Origin of the sequence: Legionella resiliens (genome assembly GCF_021344005.1) — a bacterium.
Classification (GTDB): domain Bacteria; phylum Pseudomonadota; class Gammaproteobacteria; order Legionellales; family Legionellaceae; genus Legionella; species Legionella resiliens.
This window is the reverse complement of record NZ_JAJTND010000001.1, coordinates 539,317-556,049: the sequence shown is the minus strand read 5'-3', so window position 1 is coordinate 556,049 and position 16,733 is coordinate 539,317. Positions and strand designations below refer to the sequence as shown.

Here is a 16,733-nt window from a genome sequence, read left to right as displayed (position 1 = left end):
GATGACCTATGAGAAAGGACGTATTGCTGAAGAGAAAGCTTTAGCCTATTTACAAAAGCAAGGCCTTGAATTAATTACGAAAAATTACAACTGTCGCCTGGGTGAAATAGATTTAATTATGCGTGATAAAGAACAGCTTGTTTTTATAGAAGTTCGTTCACGAGTTTCCATGCAATTTGGCGGTGGTATTGCGAGTGTTACCTATGCAAAAAGACAAAAAATACTTAGAACGGCTGCACATTATATGCTCCAGCATCAAAATCATAACGATGCACTTCGTTTTGATGTGGTAAGTATTGATGGAAAATCAGCATCCATTAATTGGGTGAAAGATGCGTTTGGCACAGATTATTGATTGATGTAATCTGGATAAAGTGAGGCGTCGCTGCCGTTAAGTTAATTATCCGAACCTTATCCCACGTCCCGCGGCGTAGGCGGAGAGGTGATTTCTTGATTTAATTGTATGAGGCGAAGTGTAACGCGGGAATTTTTTACCAAAACAGTAAACTACAAAAAATTAAGAAGTAGAGGTTTTAATATGATGGTACAAATGGAAGAACGAGTAAGACATTTGATTGGTGTAAATATAGAAACCAAGATAGCACTTGCTGATTCTTTATCTGATATGATCGCCAAAGCTGGACAACGTTTAGTGAATTGTTTGCTTGCCGATGGGAAGATATTATTGTGTGGTAATGGGGGGTCAAGCGCCAATTGCATGCATTTTGCGAGCGCCATGCTGAACCAATTTGAAGTAGAAAGACCTTCTCTTCCTGTAATTAATTTAAGTACTGATGCGAGCAGTTTAAGTTTTTCTGCAAATGATAATCATTATAGTCAAGTATTTGCGCGGCAAATTCAGGCTTTAGGGCAAGAAAATGATGTACTGCTTTTGTTAACTACTTCGGGTAATTCAGACAGCATGCTGCATGCACTTCATGCAGCAAACGAACGCGGAATGGATACTGTAGCCTTAAGTGGACGTGATGGAGGTGTTCTTGCGAATCATTTGGGACCTGAAGATATTGAACTTCGTGTTACCTCAGACAATTCTGCCCGAATAAGAGAAATGCATTTGTTCATCTTACATTGCTTTTGTGATTTAATTGACCAATCATTGTTTGGTCAGGTTTTGGGGTAAAAAATGAGGTTAAAATTAAAATCAATCGTTTTTCTTTTAGTAACTACCTTATTAACAGGATGTGTTGCCGCTGTAATAACCGGTGCCGTTGCAGGAATGGTCTATGATCGACGTGGCATTATCACTATGGAAGCAGATGCCCGATTATTTCATTTAATTCATAAAGCAATCGTAACCAACCGCCAGTTCAGTGACTCACGGGTACTTGTAACCAGCTTTAATCGGGTTGTCTTGCTTGTAGGTCAAACACCAACCGCTTCGTTACGTAATTTGGCGGAAAAAATCGCGCGAACTACTCCGGGTGTATATAGAGTATATAATGAAATATCGGTAGGTTATCCCATACCCCTTACGGAACGCTCTAAAGACAGTTGGATTACCAGTCAAGTCCGCAGCATGTTGTTGGCTAAAAAAGGACTTGAGTCTGGATCGATTCGTATTGTGACGGAAAATAAAGTAGTTTATCTCATGGGTATCGTTAATGACCAGCAAGCGTCTCTTGCAGTGGATGCCGCGCGGCGCGTTAATGGTGTAAGCAAAGTGGTTAAAATTTTTCAGTATATTCACTAAATAACATGTTAAAACAAGGATGTTTGGCGGTATTACTTACTTTTGTTCTGCTGTGCCTATCCGGCTGTATGGGCAGCTTATGGACAGGCGCCACTATGGTTTACAATCGACATAATGTGTATAAAAAACTGGATGATTACAGTTTATATCTTAAAGTGAATAATGCGATAGCCGTTGATAACACATTCAAAAACTCTGAAAGTGTTATTGATATTGCGGTGTTTAACGGTGATGTTTTAGTAGCAGGACATGTTCCTAATGTTGGAATGCAAACGGAATTAAGCCGACGTTTAGCCAAAGTAAGAGGTTATAGACGTCTGTTTAATCAAGTCCACGTAAGTTCTTCGGAGTCTAATACCGTACAAGACAGTTGGATAACCACTAAAATTCGCAGCCAAATTTTTGCTGACGATTCTATTGATCCTAATGCATTCAAAATAGTTACTTCAGACCGAATTGTATATTTGATGGGCGACGTGCATCAAGAGCAAGCTGAAAAAGTAATTAATATGGCAAGAAGAACAAATGATGTAGTGCGGGTAGTAAAAATTCTTAAGTATTTTACGTATCAGGATAATTCCGTGGGATGATGATCCTAAAAAAAGCGATTGCTCAATCAAAACCATACATCCAATCACTTTTTTTAGGATGTATGTTTTTTAGTGGAAATTTCCTTTATCAGGTCGTTTACGCATTTTCCTCAATTTAAATTGACGTAACAATCCCGTAGAGCCGGCTAACCCTTCTTCTTCATCCTTATTTAAACCATTAATTTGATTACATGGGTGGGATCTACAGTGTTGTCGATATCCTAGATGATGTTTGTTATGTTTGTGATGTAACCCATCGCTATAACGAGCGAGCATTTTTTGCTGCAGACTGGCTGCAGTATGTTGGATCTTATCAGGCATGTTTTTTCCTTTTGCGAGGTTAATAAACACTACTTATTACCCGAGTTACGATAACAAGCTCCACTCTTTAATTATAGACGGTAAAATCAGATATAATGGGGATTTCAGCCCAAAACAATTGGCTGTACAACGATACTTTGACGTGCAGCGCGTCATAATAATTAGAGTAAATTGATCTTTCTGTATATATTGAATTGAAATTAAGCTTAATTGAGCGGACATTGTCTCCTTTTTGATATGATACAATGCATTTTGAACTCAATTGATTGCCCCTTTTAACAGGATGCATTTAATGAAGGATTGAAAGCTACATGAATCTCAGGGAGAAAATGCATGAATTATTTACATACGATGGTACGAGTATCCAATTTGGATGAATCACTTGATTTTTATTGCAAGAAATTGGGATTGCTTGAAGTTAATCGCATGGAGAATCAAAAAGGTCGTTTTACTCTGGTATTCCTCGCAGCACCTAATGACCTGGAGCGAGCAAAACAACTTAAAGCACCATTACTTGAACTCACTTATAACTGGGATCATGAAGAATATAAGGAAGGACGTAATTTTGGCCATTTAGCGTACCGTGTTGATAATATCTATGAGATATGCCAACGATTGAGAGATTCAGGTGTGGTAATTAATAGGCCTCCACGAGATGGATATATGGCATTTATACGCTCTCCAGATAATATTTCTATAGAGTTGCTACAAAAGGGAGAGCCTTTGCCAATACAGGAACCTTGGGTGTCAGCGCCAAACGCAGGTCATTGGTAATAAAGATTCTTGGATATATAAAATATGGCGTTGATTATTGAAGCGGGTTGCTTTATAATTCGCGCGGTGAAACTTAGGTGAATATGTGAACAAACAGCTAAGTAAACGCGGCATTGTACGGCTGTGGCTCGTGCAGTCAGGCGTTACATTGGTCTTTGCAGCGCTTTGCGCGTTAGTATACAATGCTAACGCAGCAAGTTCAGCATTGCTTGGTGGTATGGTTTGTATTGTTCCTAATGCATATTTTGCAAGTAAACTGTTTAAGTATCAAGGTGCTCGTTCAGCCAAAAAGATAGTGAACAGTTTCTATAAAGGCGAAGCGTTAAAGATAGTAATATCCATATTCCTATTCACCGCGGTGTTTTTACTATTTAAAATTACACCATTAGCGTTTTTTGGATCATACATTATGATACTGATGACGCATTGGTTTGCCCCGTTGATTATTGTAAACAAACAGAATAGGCCTGAAAGTGACTGAAATGGTATCTAGCACAAATTACATCAAGCATCATTTAACATATCTTACCTTTAACGTTAAAGATATGAAATTTGGTTCGGGCGGTTTCTGGACATTGAATCTTGACACCTTATTTTTCTCGATTGTTTTAGGAATTTTTGTTTGCGGCTTAATGTATTTCGGTTCACGCAAAGTGACTACTGGAATTCCTGGTAAATTACAGAACTTCGCTGAAATTATGCTTCAGTTTGCAGATAATCAGGTAAAAGATTGCTTCCATGGCAAAAATAACTTAATTGGTCCATTGGCTTTAACTATATTCCTATGGGTTTTCCTGATGAACTTTATGGATATTTTTCCTGTAGATGTATTGCCTGCACTTGCGCAAGCAGGTGGAATTCATTACCTCAAAGTAGTGCCAACTAACGATTTGAACTTGACCTTTGGCTTATCAATTTCTGTATTTATTCTCATTATTTTTTACAGCATTAAAATAAAAGGCCCTAAAAAATTTATAAAAGAGCTTACTTTACAGCCTTTTAATCATCCTGGATTTATACCTTTTAACCTGTTGCTTGAAGTGGTTGGCCTTGTTGCAAAACCAATTTCACTAGCACTGCGTTTATTTGGGAACTTATATGCAGGCGAATTAATATTTATATTAATTGCTCTGTTAACCTTAAATGCTGCAACATCATCAACAGTGAGCACAGTGACTTTAGGCTCGGCACAATTTATTTTGGCGCTAGCATGGTCAATATTCCACATATTGGTGATAACATTGCAAGCATTTATTTTCATGGTGCTAACGATTGTTTACCTTAGTTTGGCACACGAAGATCATTAACCGATTTAATTTTCATCCATTGTAAAGGGGATAAATATGCAAGCCGCTAGTTTAATAGCACAAATTCAAAGTATGACCGTTATTGCGGTTGCCTTGTTAATTGGTTTGGGTGCATTGGGCACAGCGATAGGATTTGGTTTGCTTGGTGGCAAATTCCTTGAAGGCTCAGCGCGTCAACCAGAAATGGTTCCAATGTTACAAGTAAAAATGTTCATCGTTGCAGGTTTGTTAGATGCCGTAACTATGATCGGAGTGGGTATCGCATTGTTCTTTACTTTCGCAAACCCTTTCCTTAGCAACCTGGGTTCTTGATAACACATGATCAGGGCGCATGGCGCCCTAATTGTTACAGGAGATAAACGGTGGAAATTAATTTAACATTAATCGTACAAATGCTCGTTTTCGCAGCTTTTGTTTTGTTTACTATGAAGTTAGTATGGCCTCCACTAGCAAAAGCTATGGAAGAAAGACAAGACAAAATTGCTGATGGTCTCGCTGCTGCTGAGCGTGGTCGTAAAGAATTAGAGTTAGCACAACATCGCGTGAAAGATGAGTTAAAGCAAGCTAAAGTTCAATCAGCTGATATCATCGAAAAAGCAAATAAGCGTGCTGCGCAACTCATTGAAGAAGCAAAAGAAACAGCAAAGCATGAAGCGCAAATGCAAGTAAAACTGGCACAAGAGCAATTATTGCAACAAATCAATCATGCAAAAGATGACTTGCGTAAACAAGTCGCAAACTTAGCAATAACCGGTGCTGAGAAGATTTTGATGCGCGAAATAGATGCTAAGGCAAATACTGCATTATTAGATAACTTGATAGAAGAGATTTAAAATGTCTGATAGCACCACCATAGCCAGACCCTATGCCAAGGCAATTTTTGAATATGCTTTAGGGGAAAAAGAATTAGCTGAGTGGTCAGCCCATTTGAGAAATCTTGCACAAGCTGTGTTGACACCTGAGGCTGAGAAATTTATTGCAAATCCAGCAACGACTGTAGCGCAACATATCGAGTTGTTGGAGGCTGCAGTCGGGGCAAAATCAAAAGAAAACAAGCCATTAAACAATTTAATCGCGTTAGTGGCCACTAATAAAAGATTGATATTGCTTCCTGAGATTTATGCACTCTATGAAACACATCGGGCAGAGCAAGAAAAAACTCTGAGCGTTGATGTAAACAGTTATTCTGATTTATCAAATGCGCAACAACAGCGATTAATTGAATCATTAAGTCAGCGCTTACAGCGCAAGGTATCGTTAAAAATCAGTATTGATCCTTCCTTGCTTGGTGGAGCAATAATTCGAGCGGGCGATTTAGTTATAGATGGTTCAGTTCGTGGCAAGCTTAACAAGCTTAGCACTGAATTGACCGCATAATTTAGAGGATAGTTTCCATGTCAGAACAAGTAGCGTTAAATCCTTCTGAAATCAGTGAATTAATCAGAAAGAAAATAGAACACTTTAGTGTAGTATCTGAAGCACGAAATGAAGGTACTATTGTCAGTTTGAAAGACGGTGTTGTGAGCTTACATGGCCTAGAAGATGTAATGGCTGGTGAAATGATCGAGTTCCCAGGCGGCGTTTATGGTCTAGCTCTTAACCTTGAAAGAGATTCAGTAGGCGCAGTTGTTCTTGGTGAATATTCTTCTTTAGCCGAAGGCCAAAAAGGTAAATGTACAGGTCGTATTCTTGAAGTTCCCGTGGGAAATGGTCTATTAGGACGAGTTGTTGATGCTTTAGGTAATCCAATTGATGGAAAAGGGCCTATTGATGCAGCAGGCATGTCTTCAATAGAAAAAGTTGCTCCCGGTGTTATTGCACGTAAATCAGTAGATCAACCCGTACAAACAGGGTTGAAAGCGATTGACGCAATGATCCCTGTCGGGCGCGGACAGCGTGAGCTCATCATTGGTGACCGTCAAACTGGAAAAACAGCAATTGCAATTGATGCGATTATTAACCAGAAAGGTACTGGAGTTAAGTGTGTTTACGTAGCAGTTGGCCAAAAAGCCTCCTCTGTTGCAGCAATAGTACGTAAACTCGAAGAACATGGTGCTTTAGAGCATACAATCGTTGTAGTAGCTGGTGCTTCTGACTCAGCGGCGTTGCAATTTATTGCACCTTACGCTGGTTGTACCATGGGTGAATACTTCATGGAGCGAGGGGAAGATGCATTAATTGTTTATGATGATTTAACCAAACAAGCTTGGGCATATCGACAAATTTCATTGTTGTTAAGAAGACCGCCAGGCCGTGAAGCATATCCTGGTGATATTTTCTATTTACATTCTCGCTTGTTAGAAAGAGCAGCACGTATTAATGCTACGGAAGTAGAAAAACTGACTAACGGTGAAGTAAAAGGAAAAACAGGATCGTTAACTGCATTGCCAATTATTGAAACCCAAGCTGGCGACGTATCCGCGTTCGTTCCAACAAACGTTATTTCCATTACCGACGGTCAGATATTTCTTGATGTTGATTTATTCAACTCGGGTGTTCGTCCAGCGATTAACTCGGGTCTTTCTGTATCGCGGGTTGGTGGTGCGGCACAAACAAAAATCATGAAAAAATTGGGTGGTGGTACCCGTTTGGCACTGGCTCAATTCCGTGAGCTGGAAGCGTTTTCGCAATTTGCTTCTGACCTTGATGATGCAACCCGTAAACAGTTAGAACGTGGTCAGCGTATTACTGAACTGATGAAACAAAAGCAATATTCTCCATTGTCTGTTGCAGAAATGGGTACCGCATTGTTTGTTGTTGAAAAAGGTTATTTGGATGATGTGCCTGTAAATGAAGTTGCAGCATTTGAAGCGTCATTACATGACTATATGCGTAGCTCTCATCCTGATCTGTTGCAACTGATCAATGAAGCAGGTGCTTACGATAATGACATTGAAGCAAAATTGAAAAAAGCTGTAGAGGACTTTAAGCGTACAGCAAGTTGGTAAGTCAATTTAAGGCGAAGTAAGATTATGGCTGGAGCAAAAGAAATCCGTTCGAAAATTTCGAGTATTAACAAAACTCGGAAAATTACTCGTGCGATGGAAATGGTGGCAGCAAGCAAAATGCGTAAAACTCAGGAAAGAATGCGCGCATCTAAACCTTATGCCAGTAAGATCTACAGTGTAGTAAAACATATTGCTCGTGCAAACTCAGAATACAGACATCCGTTTATGAGCCAACGCGAGATTAATCGTATCGGTCTTATCGTAGTCACTACAGACCGCGGTTTATGCGGTGGTTTAAATGTCAACTTGCTCCGAGAAACAGTGCGTACTATTCGTAGCTGGAAGGAGCAAGGTAAAGAAGTTGATCTTGCGGTCATTGGTCGCAAAGGACAAGCATTTTTTAAACGAGTTGGCAGTAATGTTCTTGGCTCAAAAGAGCATCTTGGTGACACGCCAGGTATCAAAGATATCATTGGCATCGTTAAAGTCATGCTTGATGCTTTTAACAATGGCACCATCGATGCGTTGCATGTGGTTTACAACGAATTTGTTAACACCATGACCCAAAAACCTGTGGTGAAACAGTTATTACCATTGCCAAAATCAGAAGAAGACAGCACGATTTTGGGGCATCATTGGGATTATATTTATGAACCTGATGCTAAAGAATTGCTGGATAATCTTTTAGAACGTTATATCGAATTGCAGATTTATCAAGCGGTAGTTGAAAATATCGCTTGTGAACAAGCGGCTAAAATGATTGCAATGAAAAATGCAACGGATAATGCCGGTGATTTGATTAAAGAATTTCAATTGGCTTATAACAAAGCCCGACAAGCTGCAATTACTCAAGAGTTAGCAGAAATTGTCGGTGGCGCAGCCGCTTTATAAGAGGGTATAAAATGAGCTTAGGAACTGTAGTAGAAATTATTGGCGCGGTTGTGGATGTAGAATTCCCCCGTGATAATGTCCCTAAAATCAACGATGCATTGAAACTTGCTGATGGTGATTTGGTTTTCGAAGTACAGCAACAGTTGGGTGATGGAGTCGTCCGTACTATTGCCATGGGAACAACCGATGGACTTAAGCGTGGATTAAAAGCAGAAAATACAGGTCATCCTATCCAAGTGCCTGTGGGAAAGAAAACCTTAGGTCGAATTATGGATGTTCTTGGCCGTCCTGTTGATGATGCGGGTCCAATTGGTGCTGAGGAGCACTGGGCTATCCATCGCAAACCGCCTTCCTACGAAGATCAAGCTGGAAGCCAGGAATTACTTGAAACCGGTATTAAAGTTATTGACTTGCTTTGTCCTTTTGCCAAAGGGGGTAAAGTGGGTCTGTTTGGTGGTGCCGGAGTGGGTAAAACCGTTAACATGATGGAATTAATTCGAAACATCGCTATTGAGCACAGCGGATACTCAGTATTTGCTGGTGTGGGCGAGCGTACCCGTGAGGGAAATGACTTCTACCATGAAATGAAAGATTCCAATGTATTGGATAAAGTATCATTAGTGTATGGCCAGATGAACGAGCCACCAGGTAACCGTTTACGCGTTGCATTAACTGGCTTGACTATGGCGGAGAAATTCCGTGACGAAGGCCGTGATGTATTGCTGTTTGTTGATAACATTTATCGTTATACCTTGGCAGGGGTTGAAGTATCTGCGCTGCTAGGTCGTATGCCTTCAGCAGTAGGTTACCAACCAACACTTGCCGAAGAAATGGGTATGCTGCAAGAACGTATTACTTCTACAAAGACCGGTTCTATTACCTCGATTCAAGCAGTATACGTACCTGCTGACGACTTAACTGACCCATCACCAGCAACTACCTTTGCTCACTTGGATGCTACAGTTGTATTGTCACGTCAAATTGCTGAGTTAGGTATTTACCCTGCGGTAGATCCGTTGGATTCAACTTCGCGACAATTAGATCCTCTCGTTGTAGGACAAGAGCATTACGATACTGCTCGTCGCGTACAACAAACATTACAGCGCTATAAGGAATTAAAAGATATTATTGCGATTCTTGGTATGGACGAATTATCTGAAGAAGATAAGCGAGTTGTTACCCGTGCGCGTAAAATCCAAAGATTCTTGTCGCAACCATTCTTCGTTGCTGAAGTCTTTACTGGTTCTCCAGGAAAATACGTATCACTGAAAGATACAATTAAAGGCTTCCAAGGTATTCTCGCTGGTGAATACGATGATTTACCGGAGCAAGCATTTTATATGGTTGGTAGCATTGAGGAAGCAGTTGCTAAAGCTAAGACCTTGTGAGGTAGGCAAATATGACTAGAACAACGCACTTAGATATTGTTAGTGCTGAACAGGAAATATTTTCCGGTTTGGTTGAAATGGTTGTTGCAACTGGAGAATTAGGAGAGGTAGGCATTACAGCTGGTCATGCCCCTCTGCTTACAGTCCTGAAACCAGGTGAAGTGCGACTCACGTTACCTGGCGGTCACCAAGAAATTTACTACGTTCAAGGTGGAATGCTGGAAGTTCAATCTAACAATGTTACTATTCTTGCTGATGTTGTTGAGCGCGCTGATCATCTAGATGAAGCAGCAGCACTTGCTGCAAAAGCTCAGGCTGAAGCTGCAATGGCCGGCAAAGGTGGTGAAATGGATTATTCCATGGCTGCTGCAGAATTAGCACGTGCTGTTGCGCAAATCCGTGCCATTCAAAAAGCAAGAAAAATGGTTAAGTAGTAATTTCATTTATTAGAGCTTCTTTCTTTATTTTATACGGAAGGAAGCTTGTTTCAAAACCCATTCATTTGCACTAGGCGTGCTTTCTATAAATTACAAATTTTATTCATTCACGAAATTACTGATTTATATATATCAAAAGTGATACCATAATGCGCATATATAGTATATCTACTATCCACGCTTTGAGGTAATGATTTCACAGAGAATAGGAACTAAATACAAGGAGCGAATTAATGAGCTTATTGAGTAGAAGATTTGTCTCATCATCTATGTTTTTAGTCGCTGCTGGTTGTTCCATGGTATCCATATACGGTCTATACATAGGAGAGCAATTAACAATGTATGATTATATTTCTGGTGCATTTTCTACTGTAAGTAATGTGTTGTGGCTAGGGGCTAGCGCGTATGATATTTATTTAACGTGTCATCAGAAGCATGAAACGAGGAAAGGAAAAGGCAGCTCAGCTACCGAAAGTGATGAACAATCGGATGATATTGAAAAACAATTAAACTTGCGCGAGGAATCATCATTCTCAAAGTACAAACCCATTATCCAAAAAATGAAAATTAAGCCCCCCTCGTTAAGTAGACGACATAGCAGTGATAATTTTTTAATTGATAAAGATCCAAGTGTTGCCGCACTACATATCAAGTTTAAATATCAAGATAAAGTTCATTCAGTTCAAATACCCGAGGTTTTTTTTAAAAATAAAAAAACTGTATCTGAAGATTTTAATGACGTATTTGAACAGAGTCTGAAAAAGAAAGTTAATTAAAACAAGTTATTCATCACGTTAATAAAAAGAACAATAATTTTCATAATGTTACATATTGACAATAATTTAAGTGCTAAGTTAATCGCAGGAAAAATAATAAAAAAGGGGCTAAATGATGAAAAATAGTAATTATTTTTTTGCTATTCAAGCAGATGTCGATGCAGCTCAGAATGCAGCTGAAGTTGCTCAAAATGACGTTGTAAATGCTGGAAGAATAAATGAAGCTGCTCGCGATGCCGAAGAAGGATATGAAAATTTAGTTGTTTTTTAGATGAAAACGTCTTTAATGACAGTCGTAGGGTGAGCTTAGCTGTCATTTTCGGATTATTAGAGCACCATTCTTCAGGTTAGATTTTTTTTAGATTCAGGTGACTCAATAGTCACCGTCGAAGGATTGTATTCTAGGAAAAACTGATACCTTTTTACTACTGTTCTTATCGGATTCAATTCCGTTTGATTCATAAGAGATAATTGCAGCGATACCCATCCTTTAAATGTACTCATTCTTTCTGAGTTATTTGAAAAGATATCTTTGGGGTCAATAAAGGTTTTCGCGATTTTATTAATTATTTGCTCATCAATGGGATGGTGTAAATTAATTTCTGATAACAAATCAGGGCTCCGTAAAATATAAGCTTGGGCGATGGCTTGTTCCCCAAGATTAAGCCCGTTGGCAAGTCCCCCATCTTGATTAAAATTAGGGTTTTGTAATAAGTTCTCTATAATAATCGCTAGATTGGCTTGCTCTTTTTTTTGAAATTCAGTTCTTAATGCATAGTGTGCCTCTAACTGCTGCAGTTGGCCGTTGAGCCAATGCAATACCTGTTCCTGCCCTTGATCTTCGAAGCTTTCGGCTATTTTTTTTACATCCAGGGTTAAGCTATTTTTACGTAATTCAGTGAAAACGTTTTCCAGAATTCTTAAGTTTTTCTCTTTGAAAGCCTGGGCTATAGCTTGTTCAGCAAATGTGAGGGGCGTGCCGTTTGGCTTTTGGGATACCATGCTGGTTTTTACAGCAGAAGTTGCAGTTGCAGTGTCTAAGGTCGATTCTTCACTAAGTACGGGAGGTGTATAAGTTTGATTCCAAATTTCTTTTCTTTGTGACAAAACGGTAAAAATGACCATTTCATTAGTCTTTTGACCTTGTACTCCTTTATTCAGTTCAAGCGTTATCCACTGTTGATAAATCCAATCACTAATTTCTTGGGGGTTTTCAAAAGTAACGGCTATTTTTTTTATTTTTTCGGGATTTAGTTTTGTTCCGATTGTATCAAAGAAAAAAGCTAAAGTGTCAGCGCTAATGGAATCCTTGTTAATAAACGCCTGAGCGATGACATATTCACCTAGGGTGAGATCATCACGAAGACCACTGTTTTTATCTAAATTGACACCTAATTCTAAAATCTTACGAACTGTAATTAAGTCTGCAGAAGGTCCATTCGAAAATTCATTTTTAAGTAGGTGATGTAATTCCATCTTTTCGAGTCTTACCCCCACCCAATTTAAAAATTCGGGAAGGTTTTCGCCCATTTTTTTTGCAATTTCATCAACATCAACGGATAAATTTTCTTTGCGTAATTCTGTAAAAACTATCTCTAGAAGTTTAGGATTATTCGCGCGATATGCCTCAAAAACCGCTCGTTCGGCAAGGGTAATAGATCCATATTTTGCATTCCAAATGGTTTTCCCCTTAGAAAAAGCAGTAAAAATAATCGCGGTGTCAAGCGTTTTTCCTTGGAGTGCTTTATTAAATTGATCTTTTACCAATTCTTGGTAAATCCAATCACGGCACGTTGAGTCGTGCAGGTAATCGCATATTTCTTGGATTATGCGCTCATTTAAATGAGGTTTTGCTAAGGTAAAGAAGAAATCTAAGGTAATAGATGAAATAGAATCTCTACTCATAAATGCTTGGACAATAAGATAAGCACCTAAAGTAAAATGGCCCAATCCACTGTCTTCATTTAAGTTAATGTTTTGTAATAAAAGGTGTTCAATTAGCTTTAGGTCCGCTGCGGAGCCCTTTTCAAATTCGAGTTTTATTGAAGTATAAGCCTCAGCTTTACCAAGTTCTGGGAATGTAGGCTCTATTACTATCGATTCTGAGATCGCCGATTCTTCTTCAGCCCCTCCCAGCGCGGAAGGTATCGGAGGATTATTTTGTGTCGATTCGAGTGAGTTGCCACTTATTTCTAGTAAACGCTCTTCAATTTTTTTAGTAATGAACGACTCGGAGTTTTCAAAGCTTAATGCTGCACGCGCTAATTTTTTTTGCAATTCTTCGTCTTTGATTTCACTGATTAGAGTCAAGATGACATCACGATGAAAAAGATATATTTTTTTATTATTGATGATCTTATTACACAGAGCAGTAACAAGCTCGATTTTATTTTCTTGATATGCGATGTCAATGGGAGTGAACCCTAGACTATTCTTAATATCCAGTCTTGCTCCTCGCTCCAGAAATTGGAGGAAAATGTGTTCTTCATAGATGGCTTTTACTGCTAAATGAAGAGGGGTATCGCCATTTTTATTTTGCTGATTAATGGATTGATGGTCAAAGTGTGGCAGGATGCTTTCTAAGCGTCTTCTTTTATGTGTGCAGTAAGGATTGTTTTTCTTATCGGGAATAAGAATTTGGTGCAGTAGAGTGTTTCCCTCATCATCGATAACATTTTGTATGTTTATTTTATTAGAAATTGTTCTAAATAATTGGGAATGAATGAGTTCTGTTTTTTTGGATTGGTATGTAAATACTTTGCTTCCATTTCCAAAAGTGGTGCTCACAACTTCCTCTTTCTTTTCACCAGATCCTTCTACGCGTCTTCTCTTATGATCTACATGCACTACGCTTGATGTCAGCTGTTCATCTTTTATAGCGATATAATTGGAGGTAACAATGTGGCTTATGTGCACTGGCGGTGAAGATAGGTTTTTTAATAATTGTTCGGCATTTTTCATTGCAACCCCATTTTGATGGTCCAAACAAATATCAATGGCATCTACAACAGGCGGCAAATTCAAACCTTGAACGATAATGGCACTTTTGTACTGGTTGGGATCATTACATTTCACTCGGGTATCTTTCAACACCACGTCAGGGGAGTATTCATCACTAAAGTAATCATCATCGCGGAATTCATAACAGTTATGAATGGTATTGTCTTTGGAATACCATGGATCTATGCCGGAACAGCTTTCTTTACTAAAATGATGAATAATGGGTTCTGAATCTTTGGAGTTTGGAGACTGAACATGCAACACGGCATTCCGCAAGGTTCCATCGGGCCACAAAACAGGTATGCTACTTAGAATTAAAACAATATTAGGGGGGAGGTTCTGAAGAACTTCTGAGGTTCTATTAATAAGCTCTTTATACTCTTCTATGCTCAAAGGAGCATTTTTTGTATAAAAGCTAAATTCATCCGTAATCAGTCGAGTTAAGCGTGTAGGCTTAGAATTATTCTTTGCACACTCCGCGAGCCCTTTTATCTGTTCAACCATCCGATCAATTCGCTGATTATCAACAATTCCATCGTTGAAAATAATAGGACGACCTCCCTGCATTGGATTCAGAGAGTTATGATATTCACCATTTTTGCCATCCATGTCACCAATTACAACAATATTCTTTATAAAGAAACCCATATAATACGTCTTTTACAGATATTATATTTATATTCTAGGCCAGTATCACATCGATGTGTTTTAATTCTGGTCATTTTGTAATGTAACTCGAATTTTCTTGTTTTGTATGAAAGGAACTCTGACTCAAAAACTGACACCTTGAGTTTCCTGCAGTTCATTTTTAGCGGCAGAAAGTTTATCTTTTATTAGCTTGAAATGAGCGTGATCATAAGTAATATCACTGCGCATTAAATCAGTGAATTTGTGCAGGAAAATACCAATCTTAAGGTGCAATTTAACAGGCTGATGTTCCTTTTGTTGCAACGCGAGTGTTTTAAAAATTTCTTCTCAATTTCTATCAAAAGATAGAGGAGTGTTCTAGTCCTCTATCTTCTGTTTTCATTGAGACAGAAATTGCTGCGAGATTAGCTAAAAGTTTGAACTAAAGGAGTTTCAAAATCATCTAAATCATAATCAATTCGCTGTACATCCTGAATTTCAAGCATGAATTCCTCTTCAACCACCTGTTCTTTAGGAATGCCCTTAAAGAATCCACAATGCATACGTCCTACCGGCACTTTAACTGTAACATTAGGTTCGCGAGCCGCTATTGTATAATCTAATTCAGTCATTAATTTAATGCCATCATAAGCTGGTTGAATATATTCCACATCTTGGGGCTCTTGCTCATATTCAGGCCAAACTCCTGGTGTACCCCGAGGCTGTTTAAGACCTGTCATAATTTTAGACGTATATCTACCCATATTCTTGGCTTTAACTTCATGACAATTTTCCTTAACCAAATCATAAAGATCCAACGTAAAATCTCCAGGATAAACACGGTTAAACTCTTCCACTTCCGCTAACAATGCAATCACTTCTTCATTTGGCGGCGAAACACCAAGTTCTCGGTTTTCTTGAAAACAACGGTTTAAGAGGCCGACAAGACGTTCCGCACTTTGATCTTTATGAAACTCTTTAGCCACCCCAGGATAGCCTAAATGCCCATCATACTCTCTCAAGAGACAGAGATATTCAAACTGACACTGGGAGATATAAATCGTGCTCATATAATTATAATATTCTTGCGACCAAACTGAGTTGTCACGCTGTAATTGATTAAGAAATTGATGCATTTTTTGATCTATTTCGCGTAATTTAGGTTCAATTTCTTTAAGTTTCTCTCGAGCCTCTGCACACCTATCATCGTATACTTGTTTGCAGTTGGCTTGAATCTGTATTAAGGGATTTAACGATGGAATTAAAACCCCTTTAAGTTTTCTTCTCAATTCTTCGTGTGCGTTTATTGTAGTTATAGGATTATTTATATTTGCAAGCGCCACATCGCATTCATCCCAAAGTAGGCGGCTCTCGGGGCTGATTTGTTTCATATCAACATAATTCTCAAGATTATGTGAGCGCAGACCCGACCAAATGGCCGTAGCACTTGTCATATCCCCTTTGCGGTAACACGAATTCATTAACTGAATGAACATTTCATAATAAAAGACGCGCTTGGTAGGATCTTCTTGATCTGCAATTAAAAGAGTAACCATGAGTTGTAGCGCACCAGCATAATTGCTGAAAGGGTCAAGGCTGTAAGCTCCTTTGCGTTTATCTTTTGACTTATAATAGATTACATCTTCTTCACGGACATTGATAAATAATTGGCGGCAATGACTCACCAGAGATTCACTGAAATTATCTAAAAAGGATTGAACCTGGAATGTTATTTCTGGCCTATCTTTCTTCTCGTGCTTATAAACTTGCTCGAATAAGATATTCAGGTCATCTTGGATTGCTACAAAAGCATTACTATTTATAATTTGGGGCATAATTTTCTCTCTATTAAGAGTGATTAACTTTATTAGGCCGTAAAGAATATAATAATATTATTAAGAAAGTATTAATAGCAAAAACAAAATGTACTATTAATGATCAATCAGAGCTTCATTATTCCAAT

General features: G+C 38.7%; 19 protein-coding genes. 16 read left to right on the top strand and 3 right to left on the bottom strand.

Translation table 11 applies throughout. The features are described from left to right. Position 1 precedes the first annotated feature (1 nt). From LXO92_RS02360 to LXO92_RS02345, 4 genes are all read left to right on the top strand, one after another. Positions 2-355 carry a YraN family protein gene (locus tag LXO92_RS02360; RefSeq protein ID WP_232890401.1) on the top strand — a complete coding sequence of 118 codons (354 nt, stop codon included), beginning with the start codon at positions 2-4 and terminating at the stop codon, positions 353-355. 186 nt (positions 356-541) lie between these two features. Then, the gene (locus LXO92_RS02355) at positions 542-1,141 is read left to right on the top strand and encodes a D-sedoheptulose-7-phosphate isomerase (RefSeq protein ID WP_182352904.1); all 600 of its coding nucleotides are present in this window, start codon (positions 542-544) and stop codon (positions 1,139-1,141) included. A 3-nt stretch (positions 1,142-1,144) separates the two neighbouring features. Continuing rightward, positions 1,145-1,711: a BON domain-containing protein gene (locus LXO92_RS02350; RefSeq protein WP_182351156.1), complete on the top strand. Its 567-nt coding sequence runs from the start codon at positions 1,145-1,147 to the stop codon at positions 1,709-1,711. A gap of 5 nt (positions 1,712-1,716) precedes the next feature. Continuing rightward, a complete protein-coding gene (locus LXO92_RS02345) occupies positions 1,717-2,301 on the top strand; it encodes a BON domain-containing protein (protein WP_182351155.1) in 585 nt (194 codons plus the stop codon). A gap of 69 nt (positions 2,302-2,370) precedes the next feature. Here LXO92_RS02345 and LXO92_RS02340 read toward each other — a convergent pair whose 3' ends face one another. Then, complete coding sequence (locus tag LXO92_RS02340) at positions 2,371-2,622, bottom strand: hypothetical protein (protein ID WP_182351154.1); 252 nt, start codon at positions 2,620-2,622, stop codon at positions 2,371-2,373. A 333-nt stretch (positions 2,623-2,955) separates the two neighbouring features. Between LXO92_RS02340 and LXO92_RS02335 the strand changes: the two genes are divergently transcribed. The 12 genes from LXO92_RS02335 (at position 2,956) to LXO92_RS02280 (ending at position 11,414) form a co-directional block, all read left to right on the top strand. Beyond that, positions 2,956-3,396, top strand: a complete 441-nt coding sequence (locus LXO92_RS02335; RefSeq protein WP_182351153.1) for a VOC family protein — start codon at positions 2,956-2,958, stop codon at positions 3,394-3,396. An 85-nt stretch (positions 3,397-3,481) separates the two neighbouring features. Further along, complete coding sequence (locus LXO92_RS02330) at positions 3,482-3,877, top strand: F0F1 ATP synthase subunit I (protein ID WP_182351152.1); 396 nt, start codon at positions 3,482-3,484, stop codon at positions 3,875-3,877. A gap of 1 nt (position 3,878) precedes the next feature. Next, a complete protein-coding gene (atpB, locus tag LXO92_RS02325) occupies positions 3,879-4,703 on the top strand; it encodes a F0F1 ATP synthase subunit A (protein WP_182351151.1) in 825 nt (274 codons plus the stop codon). Positions 4,704-4,739: 36 nt separating this feature from the next. Further along, positions 4,740-5,015: a F0F1 ATP synthase subunit C gene (gene atpE, locus LXO92_RS02320; protein WP_182351150.1), complete on the top strand. Its 276-nt coding sequence runs from the start codon at positions 4,740-4,742 to the stop codon at positions 5,013-5,015. Between the two features lie 50 nt (positions 5,016-5,065). After that, on the top strand, positions 5,066-5,536 hold the full coding sequence (locus LXO92_RS02315) for a F0F1 ATP synthase subunit B (protein ID WP_182351149.1): 471 nt from the start codon (positions 5,066-5,068) through the stop codon (positions 5,534-5,536). Position 5,537: 1 nt separating this feature from the next. Beyond that, positions 5,538-6,080: a F0F1 ATP synthase subunit delta gene (locus LXO92_RS02310; RefSeq protein WP_182351148.1), complete on the top strand. Its 543-nt coding sequence runs from the start codon at positions 5,538-5,540 to the stop codon at positions 6,078-6,080. 17 nt (positions 6,081-6,097) lie between these two features. Then, positions 6,098-7,651 carry a F0F1 ATP synthase subunit alpha gene (atpA, locus tag LXO92_RS02305; protein WP_182351147.1) on the top strand — a complete coding sequence of 518 codons (1,554 nt, stop codon included), beginning with the start codon at positions 6,098-6,100 and terminating at the stop codon, positions 7,649-7,651. A 24-nt stretch (positions 7,652-7,675) separates the two neighbouring features. Then, complete coding sequence (gene atpG, locus LXO92_RS02300; protein WP_182351146.1) at positions 7,676-8,542, top strand: F0F1 ATP synthase subunit gamma; 867 nt, start codon at positions 7,676-7,678, stop codon at positions 8,540-8,542. An 11-nt stretch (positions 8,543-8,553) separates the two neighbouring features. Beyond that, complete coding sequence (gene atpD, locus LXO92_RS02295) at positions 8,554-9,930, top strand: F0F1 ATP synthase subunit beta (protein ID WP_182351145.1); 1,377 nt, start codon at positions 8,554-8,556, stop codon at positions 9,928-9,930. A gap of 11 nt (positions 9,931-9,941) precedes the next feature. After that, complete coding sequence (locus LXO92_RS02290) at positions 9,942-10,364, top strand: F0F1 ATP synthase subunit epsilon (protein WP_182351144.1); 423 nt, start codon at positions 9,942-9,944, stop codon at positions 10,362-10,364. Between the two features lie 236 nt (positions 10,365-10,600). Then, the gene (locus LXO92_RS02285; RefSeq protein ID WP_232890336.1) at positions 10,601-11,143 is read left to right on the top strand and encodes a hypothetical protein; all 543 of its coding nucleotides are present in this window, start codon (positions 10,601-10,603) and stop codon (positions 11,141-11,143) included. Positions 11,144-11,255: 112 nt separating this feature from the next. Beyond that, complete coding sequence (locus LXO92_RS02280) at positions 11,256-11,414, top strand: hypothetical protein (RefSeq protein WP_182351142.1); 159 nt, start codon at positions 11,256-11,258, stop codon at positions 11,412-11,414. 71 nt (positions 11,415-11,485) lie between these two features. On the opposite strand, the gene LXO92_RS02275 is transcribed toward LXO92_RS02280, so the two are convergent. Together LXO92_RS02275 and LXO92_RS02270 are read right to left on the bottom strand one after the other, a co-directional pair. Next, complete coding sequence (locus tag LXO92_RS02275) at positions 11,486-14,791, bottom strand: ankyrin repeat domain-containing protein (RefSeq protein ID WP_232890335.1); 3,306 nt, start codon at positions 14,789-14,791, stop codon at positions 11,486-11,488. A 404-nt stretch (positions 14,792-15,195) separates the two neighbouring features. Beyond that, the gene (locus LXO92_RS02270) at positions 15,196-16,605 is read right to left on the bottom strand and encodes a RasGEF domain-containing protein (protein ID WP_182351140.1); all 1,410 of its coding nucleotides are present in this window, start codon (positions 16,603-16,605) and stop codon (positions 15,196-15,198) included. Positions 16,606-16,733: the final 128 nt, after the last annotated feature.

What these genes read in the sequence shown, in the direction of transcription:
- LXO92_RS02360 (WP_232890401.1), top strand. Translation starts at nt 2, where the DNA reads ATGACCTATGAGAAAGGACGTATTGCTGAAGAGAAAGCTTTAGCCTAT.
- LXO92_RS02355 (WP_182352904.1), top strand. Translation starts at nt 542, where the DNA reads ATGGTACAAATGGAAGAACGAGTAAGACATTTGATTGGTGTAAATATA.
- LXO92_RS02350 (WP_182351156.1), top strand. Translation starts at nt 1,145, where the DNA reads ATGAGGTTAAAATTAAAATCAATCGTTTTTCTTTTAGTAACTACCTTA.
- LXO92_RS02345 (WP_182351155.1), top strand. Translation starts at nt 1,717, where the DNA reads ATGTTAAAACAAGGATGTTTGGCGGTATTACTTACTTTTGTTCTGCTG.
- LXO92_RS02340 (WP_182351154.1), bottom strand. Translation starts at nt 2,622, where the DNA reads ATGCCTGATAAGATCCAACATACTGCAGCCAGTCTGCAGCAAAAAATG.
- LXO92_RS02335 (WP_182351153.1), top strand. Translation starts at nt 2,956, where the DNA reads ATGAATTATTTACATACGATGGTACGAGTATCCAATTTGGATGAATCA.
- atpB (WP_182351151.1), top strand. Translation starts at nt 3,879, where the DNA reads ATGGTATCTAGCACAAATTACATCAAGCATCATTTAACATATCTTACC.
- atpE (WP_182351150.1), top strand. Translation starts at nt 4,740, where the DNA reads ATGCAAGCCGCTAGTTTAATAGCACAAATTCAAAGTATGACCGTTATT.
- LXO92_RS02310 (WP_182351148.1), top strand. Translation starts at nt 5,538, where the DNA reads ATGTCTGATAGCACCACCATAGCCAGACCCTATGCCAAGGCAATTTTT.
- atpA (WP_182351147.1), top strand. Translation starts at nt 6,098, where the DNA reads ATGTCAGAACAAGTAGCGTTAAATCCTTCTGAAATCAGTGAATTAATC.
- atpG (WP_182351146.1), top strand. Translation starts at nt 7,676, where the DNA reads ATGGCTGGAGCAAAAGAAATCCGTTCGAAAATTTCGAGTATTAACAAA.
- atpD (WP_182351145.1), top strand. Translation starts at nt 8,554, where the DNA reads ATGAGCTTAGGAACTGTAGTAGAAATTATTGGCGCGGTTGTGGATGTA.
- LXO92_RS02290 (WP_182351144.1), top strand. Translation starts at nt 9,942, where the DNA reads ATGACTAGAACAACGCACTTAGATATTGTTAGTGCTGAACAGGAAATA.
- LXO92_RS02285 (WP_232890336.1), top strand. Translation starts at nt 10,601, where the DNA reads ATGAGCTTATTGAGTAGAAGATTTGTCTCATCATCTATGTTTTTAGTC.
- LXO92_RS02280 (WP_182351142.1), top strand. Translation starts at nt 11,256, where the DNA reads ATGATGAAAAATAGTAATTATTTTTTTGCTATTCAAGCAGATGTCGAT.
- LXO92_RS02275 (WP_232890335.1), bottom strand. Translation starts at nt 14,791, where the DNA reads ATGGGTTTCTTTATAAAGAATATTGTTGTAATTGGTGACATGGATGGC.
- LXO92_RS02270 (WP_182351140.1), bottom strand. Translation starts at nt 16,605, where the DNA reads ATGCCCCAAATTATAAATAGTAATGCTTTTGTAGCAATCCAAGATGAC.